At 42.1% G+C, this 11,647-nt stretch carries 7 protein-coding genes and 1 pseudogene; 4 read left to right on the forward strand and 4 right to left on the reverse strand.

Going from position 1 to position 11,647, the window contains the following annotated elements; all coding sequences use genetic code 11:
- Nucleotides 1-63 precede the first annotated feature (63 nt).
- The gene (locus V7K85_RS05785) at nt 64-4,758 is read right to left on the reverse strand and encodes a GAF domain-containing protein (RefSeq protein ID WP_334811701.1); all 4,695 of its coding nucleotides are present in this window, start codon (nt 4,756-4,758) and stop codon (nt 64-66) included.
- Between the two features lie 272 nt (nt 4,759-5,030).
- Here V7K85_RS05785 and V7K85_RS05790 point away from each other — a divergent pair, with 272 nt between their 5' ends.
- The 4 genes from V7K85_RS05790 to V7K85_RS05805 all read left to right on the forward strand — a co-directional run bounded on the left by V7K85_RS05790 (nt 5,031) and on the right by V7K85_RS05805 (nt 9,581).
- Nucleotides 5,031-5,354 carry a YnfA family protein gene (locus V7K85_RS05790; protein ID WP_334811703.1) on the forward strand — a complete coding sequence of 108 codons (324 nt, stop codon included), beginning with the start codon at nt 5,031-5,033 and terminating at the stop codon, nt 5,352-5,354.
- Nucleotides 5,355-5,793: 439 nt separating this feature from the next.
- Entirely contained in the window at nt 5,794-7,224 is a 1,431-nt protein-coding gene (locus V7K85_RS05795; protein WP_442940548.1) for an ammonium transporter, read from the forward strand.
- Nucleotides 7,225-7,420: 196 nt separating this feature from the next.
- Nucleotides 7,421-8,254, forward strand: coding sequence for an SGNH/GDSL hydrolase family protein (locus tag V7K85_RS05800; RefSeq protein WP_334811707.1), 834 nt, complete (start codon nt 7,421-7,423; stop codon nt 8,252-8,254).
- A 118-nt stretch (nt 8,255-8,372) separates the two neighbouring features.
- Nucleotides 8,373-9,581 (forward strand): 4-hydroxy-3-methylbut-2-enyl diphosphate reductase, encoded by a 1,209-nt coding sequence (locus tag V7K85_RS05805; RefSeq protein ID WP_334811709.1) that lies wholly within the window; start codon nt 8,373-8,375, stop codon nt 9,579-9,581.
- Between the two features lie 127 nt (nt 9,582-9,708).
- Here V7K85_RS05805 and V7K85_RS05810 read toward each other — a convergent pair whose 3' ends face one another.
- The 3 genes and pseudogenes from V7K85_RS05810 to V7K85_RS05820 all read right to left on the reverse strand — a co-directional run.
- The gene (locus V7K85_RS05810) at nt 9,709-10,878 is read right to left on the reverse strand and encodes a trypsin-like peptidase domain-containing protein (RefSeq protein WP_334811711.1); all 1,170 of its coding nucleotides are present in this window, start codon (nt 10,876-10,878) and stop codon (nt 9,709-9,711) included.
- A gap of 248 nt (nt 10,879-11,126) precedes the next feature.
- Nucleotides 11,127-11,456, reverse strand: a complete 330-nt coding sequence (locus tag V7K85_RS05815) for a tetratricopeptide repeat protein (RefSeq protein ID WP_334812032.1) — start codon at nt 11,454-11,456, stop codon at nt 11,127-11,129.
- Nucleotides 11,457-11,630, reverse strand: a pseudogene (locus V7K85_RS05820) (tetratricopeptide repeat protein); the annotation flags it as partial.
- Nucleotides 11,631-11,647 lie beyond the last annotated feature (17 nt).

The following is an 11,647-nucleotide window of genomic DNA, read 5'->3' on the forward strand; positions in this document are numbered from 1 at the left end:
AATCTATACCTAATTATTCTACCACGGCTGCATCAAGGCTGTTTTTGCATCTTAATTGCGGGTTTATGCCCGATCATTTTGGATTGGTAATAAAGTGTGATTTGTTACTTTGTTTCTGATTAAAAAGTCTTGAATGGAGTTGACAAATTCTTTTAACTCTAAAATTAAGTTAGTAGTATCTCTAAGGTCTTGATGGTAAACCAATTGTTCTAGTTTGTCAGCTGCTAGGTACATAGCTGTGGCTCCAATGTTGATACTAATACCTTTAAGGTGATGAGCTTCTCGCGCTATTTGCCCAAAGTTGTGAGATGCGATCGCTGCTTTAATTATCTCTAAACGGGGTTCAATATCTTCAACGCATATTTGCAATAGATTTAATTCAAATTCTGCGTCATTTCCCGATATCCGATGCAAGTGTTCCCAATCAATTGCTAGCTCAATGGAAACTGTCTGCTCATACACAACTGCCTCTAGTTTTGAGAGGATCACGCCTGTCCAATGCTCTAGAGTCGCAGCCAATTTTTCTTGAAACACTGGCTTACTCAGATAGTCGTCCATTCCTGCATTTATACACATTTGTTCATCTTCTTTCATCGCATTAGCCGTCATCGCAATCACCACAGGACGACGGCGCAGGGCAAAGGCGTCCTCTTGCCAACGATGAATTTCTTTTGTGGTTTCCAAACCGTCGAGAATTGGCATTTGGCAATCCATTAGAATCAAATCGTAAGGAATTTTTTCTAATAACTGCAAAACTTCCTTTCCATTCGCAACGACATCGGCTTTGTAGCCCAAACTCTCGAGTTGCTTCAAGGCTACTTTCTGATTCACCAAATTATCTTCAGCTAGCAGAATTCTTAACTTGAACTTGGATTTAGTCAAGGGGTTATGGAAAGAGGAAGTAAGAATGCCTGAAGTTTCTGTACTTCGGACTTCTTCAGTAGCCTCTGGACTCCAGCCTCTAGCCCCTTGTTCTGATTCAGGCTGAGTTTCTAAAATAGTTATGATGATATCACGTAGTCGTGATGACTTAACGGGTTTGACCAAATAAGCCGCAAATCCGATTTTGAGCGCCTGCTGCACTTCATCCAGTTGATTAGTAGAGGTGAGCATAATCAAAGGTATCTCAGTAATTGCAGAATTGGCTTTAATTTGTTCTTTTATTGTCATGCTATTTGCTTGAAGTATTTGGATGTCAACTAAGGCGATATCATAGGATTTCCCCTGCTCACAAGCTGACTGAATAGCAATGAGTGCAGCAGCAACACTGTCAGCTTGATCTACCTGCATTCCCCAATGAGTAGCTTGATGGTAGATAATTTTGCAATTAGTAGCGTTGTTATCCACGATTAACAAGCGGCGATTGTTCAAAAGTCCGCGATCGTATTTTGGCAAAATAGGCTCAACTTGCTTGGTAAAAAGCACCTCAAACCAGAATTCAGATCCTTTCCCCATCTGACTTTCTACCCCAATCACTCCTCCCATCAAGGTGACCAGTTGTTTACAGATGGCTAATCCCAAACCGGTACCACCATACTTGCGAGTGGTAGAAGCATCCACTTGGGTAAATGGCGCAAAGAGTTTGCGTTGGTCTTCAGGGCTAATGCCAAGACCCGTATCGGTGATCGCAAAATGGATGGTGGCTGTAGTGGAGGAAAGCGTTCGCAATTCGGCTTGCACTAATACTTCGCCAGCGCTGGTGAACTTGATAGCGTTGCTGATTAGGTTCATGAGAATTTGCCGCAGCCTACCAGCGTCTCCTTTGAGGTGGGTGGGAACGTTGTGCTCAATCAGTGCGGCAATTTCTAATCCCTTGTTATGGGCTGAGGGAGCCAATAATTCCACCACTTCTTCAACACAAGTGGATAGGTCAAAATCTAGAGTTTCGAGAGCCATCTCTCCAGCCTCAAGTTTGGAAAGATCTAAAATCTCGTTGATTAAACTTAAAAGGGCATCTCCACTACTCCGAATTATTTCAATGAAATCTCGCTGTTCTGCGTCTAAGGGAGTATCTAACACCAAACTGGTCATTCCCAATACAGCGTTCATCGGAGTACGAATTTCATGACTTATATTTGCCAAAAAGGCACTTTTAGTCTGAGAAGCTAATTCGGCTTGGCGACGGGCAATTTCAAGTTCTTGTCGCTGACGAGTTTCTGCTGCTAATAGTTGGGCTTGGGCTAAGGCAATACCTACTTGGTCGGCTATTTGCCGCAAAAGATCAGTTTCAAAGCTAGACCAGTGGTGCGAATCGTCACACTGATGAACTATGAGCAAACCGCAAAGTTCTTCTTTGACAAGAATGGGCACAACCAAATTGACTTTGACCCCAAACTGTTGCATTAATTCCAGATGGCTTTGTTCAACTTCCGGTAGCTCAAAGTTAGCCAGCCCGAAAATCTGTCCTTGACGGTACTGCTGTAGATAGTGCTGTTGTAGATATTCGGCTTGAAAGTAGGGGACGGCGATATTTTGCTCTTTGATTGCTGGTAAGCCAGAAACTACTGCTTCAATAACAGTGGGTGCAGACTCATCTGGCAAAAGCTGATAGATCAAAACTCGGTCAGTCTGGAGAATCTTTTGCACCTCCTCGACAGTGATTTGGAGAATTTCTTCGATTTGCAAAGACTGGCGAATCTTGAGGGTGATTTCAGTAAATAGTTGCGATCGCAAGTTTTGGCGTTGTATTTCTTCTTCAGCTTGTTTACGCTCAATAAACTGCCCCACTTGCTCACCGATAGAATTCATCGTTTTTGCCAAATCTTGGTCAGGTGGCTGGATTTCACGGTTGAAGCAGGTAATGACACCGAGGATTTTGTGACCGCTGCGGATCGGAAAACCAAAAGCTGCGTGTAATTCTACTTGAGCGTTAATTTTGAAGCGGGAGAAACTGAGTTCTTTAACGACATCAGCGATCCAAACAGGTTCAGAACTAGCCCAAACCCGACCAGGTAGTCCAATTCCTGGTGTAAACGTGGTTTGCCGATTCAGTGCTTCAAACTCTTGCACTTCAAGGGATGCTTTATGCCACATATCGAGAAAACGCAGCACATTTGCTTGCTGATCCACCATCCAAATTTCACCCAAATCCCATCCCAAACTCTCGCAGATCCCTTGTAGGATTTGGCGAGTAGCTTCGCGCGTCGTGGCGGACTCCGCTAAAACGCGGGTTGCAGCATATTGTGCAGTTAAATGCTGTTGTGCTCGTTTGCCATCGGTGATGTCAATGCCAGTGCCAACAATGTATTCCACTGATCCTTCATAGTCTTTTAAGAAGGTATTCGACCAGGCAATAAGTCGCCGACTGCCATCCTTCATTACCCAATAGTTTTCGTACTTCAGGAAGCCTCTACCAATTAGCAATTGCCCAAAAACTGCTTTGACTGACTCCACCTCTTCAGGAAGTAGGAACAAGTTCCAGAAATACCTACCCCTCACCTCATCGAAAGAGTAACCGGTTATTTGCTCACAAGCTTGATTGAAACGAACGATTTGCCCTTGTCTGTCAAGAACTATTACCAACGCGCCGACTGTATCAAGGACTGTTGAGATAAAGTTGCGTTCTTGATTTAAGGCTTCTTCTGTCCTTTTGCGCTCCCTGACCTCACGATAGATGAAGTAGTAAACTACAGCAAGAACGATAAAACTTAGGCAGATGGCGATCGTAAGTGTCAAAATTGTGTTGTGACTCCTGGCTTTTTTTACTTGTGATTGCTGCTGGAGTCGCCCCTTTTCCTCGTTCTCCATCTCATTGATCATCTTGCGGATATCATTTATGAGATTTTGTTCCTCATTTTTCAGTAGTACTTGCAACGCCGCTTCTAATCCCTTATTCTGGCGCAAGTCAATAGTCTGTTTTAGTTCAGTAAGTTTAGCCGTTATCAGAGATTCAAGGGTTGTAATCTGCTTTTGTTGGTTCGGTTGATCTGCTGTCAAATTCTTCAAATTGGCAATTTCTTGATCGACGTTAGCAAGTGCTGCTTGATAAGGTTTAAGATAAATTTGTTTTCCAGTGAGGATGTAACTACGTTGTCCAGTCTCCGCATCCTTTATCTGAGACTGTAGTTCTTCTAGACTGTTGATTTTTTTATAAGTATTTTTTACTAAAATCGAATTATTAATAGATACTCTTGTATTTTGATCGGAAACCACACCAATCAAAACTAAAATTGCCGACGCTAAACCAAAACCTGTCGCAATCTTTTTGAAAAATTGCTTACGTATCCTCTGCGCCTGTTTGTCTTTGTTGGTCATAAGTACCAAACTTGCTAAATTTCGCTGCAATTCCAGTTGCTTGATGACTTGACGACCTAAGGTTCGTAATGCCTCTATCTGATCTGGAGTAAGTTCTCGTGGTAGGTAGTCAATCACACATAGGGTTCCTAGTGCATATCCCTCAGGATTAATCAGAGGTACACCAGCATAAAACCGAATATTTGGGTCAGAAGTGACCAGTGGGTTTGCAGCGAACCTTTCGTCATCTGTTGCATCAGGCACAACCAAAACATCAGGCTGTAGAATAGCATGGGCACAGAATGCCAAATCTCGATGTGTTTCTAGGGCATCCAAACCGACTTTTGACTTGAACCACTGACGGTTTGTATCAACTAAGCTAATTAAAGCAATAGGAGTCTGACAAATATACGAGGCTAAACGGGTGAGGTCGTCAAAAGCGGCTTCAGATGGTGTGTCGAGAATCTTATACTCCAAAAGCGTCTCGATTCTTTGTGCTTCGTTATCAGGTAATGGTGCTTTCATCCTTGAGCCTTATCTACATTTTGGGGACTGGGGAAGAAGCAGGGGGCAGGGGGCAGGGGAGGCAGGGGGGGCAGGGGAGGCAGGGGAGGCAGGGGGGAAGGAAATAACCAATGCCCAATGCTCTATGCCTAATGCCCAATGCCTAATGCCTAATGCCCAATGCCCAATGCCCAATATCCAGTTCAACAAACTTACTTCAATTAATGACAATAGTTTGGTTAAAAGCGTTAGCGTAATTTCACTGAGTTCGACCTTATTAAAGAATCGGTCAAATGATTAAGTCCCTGCTGTATTTTTTCTGGGCTGGTTTATTTGAAATTGGGGGCGGCTACTTAGTCTGGTTGTGGTTGCGCGAAGGTAAGCCGTTCTGGTGGGGCATATTGGGTGGAATTGCTTTAGCTTTCTATGGGGTTATTGCAACTCTCCAACCGGCAAGTTTTGGCAGAGTGTATGCGGCTTACGGTGGCGTGTTTATCGCAATGGCAATGCTTTGGGGTTGGAAGGTAGACGGGGTAACTCCAGACCGCTACGACCTAATAGGAGCAAGTTTCGCTTTAGTGAGTGTTTTAATTATCATGTTTGCACCCAGAACTTAACTAAAATGTCTATATTCTCTAATGAGAGTAATAAAAGAGCGCTAATTGGTGAGAAGCAACCATGCGGATCTCAACGGGTTTATACGTGAGATATAAAGAAAAATCATCAGATATTTCGGTAAATTATCTGATAATTGAGAATTATTATAAATTCTCACAATTATCTTGGTTTGTAACAATAGGTAACTAAAAATTTGGAATGTCATAGCGCTTGAATAAAATGTTATTTTTCAATAAAAGATGTAATGATTGCATGGCTACACTCTTATTTAAATTTTGGCAACTACAATCAGGATTATATTTTTTTTGTTAACATTTCAAGAAAATTAAGATTAAGTATCTTTAAAGACAAAAATGTCTAACCAAAAGGAATCAAATGTAGTTAAGTATACAAAAAATAGGTGCTTAGGAAGAAAAACAAGTGTTGAAGAAAGTTGTAATGATTGGGGCTATCACCCTATTGATTTTGGGAGTACCGCTGATGGGCAACGCTTTTGCCCAAACACCAGCCGTGACTGTGCCTACTGCTGATACTGGAGATACGGCATTTATGCTGATTTCAGCCGCACTAGTGCTGCTAATGACACCAGGATTGGCGTTCTTCTATGGTGGATTTGTGCGATCGCGCAACGTCCTAAACACATTGATGATGAGCTTTGTGTTGATGGCGATCGTGGGAGTTACCTGGATTCTGTGGGGCTATAGTCTTGCCTTTGCGCCAGGTTTACCGTTCATCGGTGGATTGCAATGGTTGGGGTTGAATGGTGTCGGTTTAGAGATTCAAGGCTACTTGCCGCATCTGCCATACGAAGATGCGCTCAAAGCAGCAGACTCCAAATATGCTGATGTTGTCTCCTACGCTGGAACGATTCCCCACCAGGCGTTCATGATTTATCAAGCGATGTTTGCCATTATCACCCCAGCCTTAATTTCTGGGGCGATCGTTGAGCGGATGAGTTTCCGCGCCTATTCGCTGTTTGTCCTGCTGTGGTCAACCTTTGTTTATGCTCCCCTCGCCCACATGGTATGGGCGAAAGGTGGATTCTTGGGTTTGTATGGTGGATTAGGTGCCCTCGACTTTGCAGGCGGTACAGTAGTTCATATCAGTTCTGGCGTTTCTGCCCTGGTAGCTGCGAGCGTCCTTGGCGCTCGGAAAACCCATCCCGATCGTCTTAGCCCTCCGCACAACGTTCCGTATATTTTGCTGGGTGCTGGCTTGCTGTGGTTTGGCTGGTTCGGTTTCAACGCTGGGAGTGCCCTATCTGTTGCTAGTGGAACTTCTGGTAACTTAGTCACAAATGTGGCAACATCAGCCTTTGTTGCCACCAATACAGCGGCGGCGGCGGGGGCTTTAATGTTCCTAATTTTGGAAGGGGTTTTACGGGGTAAACCAACCGCTGTGGGAGCAGCTACAGGACTCGTTGCTGGTTTAGTCGGCATTACTCCCGCCGCCGGATTTGTGACACCGCTATCAGCAATTTTAATTGGTTTCGTCACCGCCTTTGTTTGCTTCTATTCGATAAGTTACAAGCACAAGCTAAAAATTGACGATGCTTTAGATAGCTATTTTGTGCATGGTGTTGGTGGTACAGTGGGGGCAATTTTAACGGGCATCTTTGCCACGACTGAAATCAACGGAGGAGGTAAAGACGGAGTGCTACGTGGTAATTTTGGGGAATTAGGAGTTCAACTAGTTGCAATTGCCGTTGCCTATGCGCTCGCAGGTGTTGGTACGTGGATTATTATTAAGATTATCGATGCTACAGTCGGACTGCGAGTCAAACAGGAAGCTGAATTACAAGGTTTGGATATCAATGAACATGGTGAAGAAGGTTACAACTCCGAGTTTGGCGATGGTTCCATTCAGTAGTACTGAGTGCTGAGTCATTCAATTTTGGATTTGAGATTTTTCTTTCAATTCCTTCGGCTTGGTGCAGTCACTCATAGGGGAAACTTCCAAGACCGTGCTGCTTCACCAAAATTCAAAATTCAAAATCTAAAATTTGGGTAATTTGCGATCGCTAGCGTTAAAATTTGATTCAAATAATTGGTAAATTTCGCTAGTCGTGTCTACTTCTTTTAAAACCTTTCCTATCTGGGCATTTTTCTCGCTGTTAACCAACGGCATCTTAATGTTGGCGGTCATTCTGCTAATTTGGCAACAGCAGAGATTGACCGCTTTTTTTGGGATAATAACATCCCCAGAGCCAATCAACCTGAACAGCGATCACCAAATTGTTACACCTGATTTGGGTCGCCGTCACCAACTCACTTACCAAGAGTGGGTAGACATCCTCAAGCAAGAAGCCAAGGTAGCCGCTGACCACCGGACTCCGCATTTAAGCATCCTGGTGGGAGATTCTCTGAGTTTGTGGTTTCCCCCTGAGTTATTACCTGAAGGTAAAAATTGGCTCAATCAAGGAATTTCTGGCGAAACCAGCAATGGACTCTTGAAAAGATTGAAGATATTTGACCGCACCCAGCCAGAGGTGATTTTTGTAATGATTGGCATTAATGACCTAATTGGAGGGATGAGCGACGGGGTAATTTTAGATAATCAGCGGCAAATTATCAGTTACTTACGAAAGGTGCATCCCACAGCGCAAATTGTTGTCCAATCGATTTTGCCACATGGGGCAGAAGAAGCAACTTGGAAAGGACGAGATAAACTTCTGGCTGTTGCCAATAGTCGCATTCGCGAGTTTAATCAGCAACTGCAAAGCATATCTACCAAAAAAGGTGTCAAATATCTCAATTTATATCCCCTGTTTACCAACAAGCAAGGTAATCTCCGCCGCGAATTTACTACTGATGGCTTACACTTAAGTCCTGAAGGCTATATAGTTTGGCGTTCTGCATTGCAGATTTATAGCGAAATTGAATTAAAACCCCAGCGTTAACGTCCTTTGGGGGAAAAGGGTAAAGGACAAAAAGAAGTAATATCTTTGAATACAACTTTGTATAAATCGCGTCTTGGCGCGAGAAAATAAAAAATAGTGGTTTAAGTAGACAAATCTAATGGATACAAAAGCTTTTAAGCGCACGCTCCAACATTCAGAAAATTACAATCGCAAGGGCTTTGGTCATCAAGCAGAAGTTGCCACCCAGTTGCAATCTGAGTATCAGAGTAACTTAATTCAGGAAATTCGCGATCGCAATTACACTCTACAACGGGGTGATGTGACAATCAGACTAGCACAAGCTTTTGGTTTTTGCTGGGGTGTAGAACGCGCTGTGGCAATGGCCTACGAAACTCGTCAGCACTTCCCCACAGAACACATCTGGATTACTAACGAGATTATCCACAACCCTTCTGTAAATCAGCGAATGCAGGAGATGGAAGTAGAATTCATCCCCATTGAAGGAAAGAATAAAGACTTTTCTGTTGTTGGAACTGGTGATGTAGTCATATTACCCGCTTTTGGGGCTAGCGTTCAAGAAATGCAGATCCTTCACGATAAAGGCTGCAAAATTGTTGATACAACTTGTCCTTGGGTATCTAAAGTTTGGAATACAGTAGAAAAGCACAAAAAAATCGATTATACATCAATAATTCACGGTAAATATAAGCACGAAGAAACAGTTGCTACTAGTTCTTTTGCTGGCAAGTATTTAATTGTGTTGAATTTGCCAGAAGCGGAATATGTTGCTAACTATATTATCAATGGTGGGAACCGGGAAGAATTTTTGACAAAATTTGCTAAAGCTTGTTCAGCAGGATTTGACCCTGATCAAGATTTAGAAAGGGTTGGCATTGCCAACCAAACTACGATGCTTAAAGGCGAAACTGAGCAAATCGGCAAGCTTTTTGAACGGACTATGTTGCAGAAGTATGGCCCCACAGAGTTAAATCAGCATTTTCAAAGCTTCAATACTATCTGTGATGCCACCCAAGAACGGCAAGATGCCATGTTGGAATTGGTGGAGCATAATTTAGATTTAATGGTAGTAATTGGTGGGTTTAATTCATCGAATACTACTCAATTGCAACAAATTGCTTTTGAGCGGGGAATTCCTTCTTATCATATTGATACTGTTGAACGGATTAAATCAGGATATTCCATTGAACATCGACAATTAAATGGGCAGTTAATAACTACAAAAAACTGGTTACCAGACAGAGAAATTGTTGTGGGAATTACTTCTGGTGCTTCCACGCCAGATAAGGTGGTAGAAGATGTGATTAATAAAATTTTTGCAGTCAAGGCAAGAGCAGCAGCAGTTTAAATTTTAGGGGGTGTATAGCAACCTAATTAAATATAAAATACTCAGGAGATAGATCCCCGACTTCTTTGGGAAGTCGGGGATTTGAGTATGTTTATTTATACCCAATAGTTCACCAACTAAAAATAAATTACTGCTGAGATATCGCTGCGCGTAAACTGTAACTACCAGATTCTCCTGCTTCAAAAGTGTTAGCCAACAGATAGTAGATACCATTTTCTGGTAAGGTAACAGTCAATCGAGCATTAAAATCCTTTGGGGAAATGTCGTCATTTTCTGCTATTAGTCGTTCTTTAGCAGGAAGCAGTAAGTATAAGTGAGAGTCTATTTGCTGACTATCCATCTCAATAGTTATCTGTTGACCTGCTTTACCTTCAAACACATAAGTGTGAAAATAGCTATTATTTGGTAAAATGCGATCGCCATTTTTCAGTCCCGCTTGTAAAACTTGACCATTCAAAGGTAAATCCGTATCTTTACTATTATTAGGTTCTTTACGTCCACTTGCTAACTGAGCATTACCTTGTTCTATAGCTACCAAAAAAGGCTGGATTAATTCTGTAGGAATTGCAAAACTAATGCCAATAAATCTTTTCAATTTGGGATCGATATCAGTATCATTAAAAATTGCACTGTTGACACCAATTACTTGCCCATTAGAGTTTAGCAGTGGGCCTCCAGAATTGCCGGGATTAACAGCAGCATCATGTTGAATTAAGCCCAATTTTTTATCAATGCGGCTGATAATACCATAGGTTAAAGTATTTTGCAATTCCAGACTCAGGGGAGTACCAATAGCATAGACAGATTGACCTACTTGTGCTGATCCGGGTGTAGCTAAACGCAGGTAGGGTAGATTTTTTTGATTGCGAATCTTCAGTGCAGCTAAATCTAAACCGTCAGATCCAAAACCAACCACATCAGCTAAAACTTGTGTACCATCAGCCAGTACTATTGCAACAGTTTTAGAACTATCTTTGACAACGTGAGCATTAGTTAAAACTAAACCATCTGGACTCACAATAAAGCCACTACCATGTCCGAAACCAGTAGCGATCGCAACTACAGATTGACTAGCTTTTTCGTATAGTTTAATCCGGTTTTGTTCTTCAGAATTTTCTGCTACAAGAATACTTGATTTGATTTCTTTAGTATTCTCTCCTCGTAAATTAGGCTCAAATATTTGAGGGTTTTTAGCCATTCCAGGTAGTTGGCAACCAAATAAACTACCAACACAAATTCCCCCAAGAACAGTTGTCAAAACTGCTGAAGTTCCGATTGTTAAAAATTTTCTGTTCATTTTCCAACCATCCTTAATAAATGAAATAACCTTAGTAACAAGACAAATCCGCGTGAAGTATACTTAAAAGACTGCTTTCAGAAATTGTTCCTTTCGGACTCTTCCTTGCGTTTTGGCATGAGACATCGAATTCAACTGATAAGCATCTTATTCTGAATCACCAAACCAACTCAGAATTTGAGAACAAATTCTTCAATATCTGAGAAAACACTATTTAGGTGAAGTTTTTCTCAACATCACAACCTCTGCTACTGCTTGATAAAAGCCTGAATACTAGGAGTTGTCAAGAGTTTTTGTGCTTCTGCAACTAAGTGCGTCCCCCAAAGATTTTGTTTGAGAACTTCGATATCAGCATAGCTTTTATCTAAACGTAAGGCGGCTAGTGCCATGTTGAGAGCCTTTTCTTGCTCACCTTTGGCATATAAAGCAACTGCGATCGCCATTTGTGGTTCTGCTACACTACCATCAATTTGAACTGCTTTTTCCCACTGCTGTATTGCTCCTTCTACATCTCCTTTTTCGTATTTGATGTAGCCAATGTTGATGATAGGTGCTACTAATTTTCCATCTTTAGCGATCGCCTGATTGTAATCTGCTAGTGCGGCGCGATCGCTTCCTTGTTTCTGGTAGATAACGCCTCGTAAAGAGTAGGCATTGGCATTATCAGGCTGAAGTTTAATAACTTGATTCAAATCTGCAAGTGCCCCTTGATAATCTTTCAATTTAAAGTAAGCAATACTCCGCATAAGGTAATATAGGGCATCATCAG

Source organism: Nostoc sp. (genome assembly GCF_036917615.1).
Lineage (GTDB): Bacteria > Cyanobacteriota > Cyanobacteriia > Cyanobacteriales > Nostocaceae > Nostoc.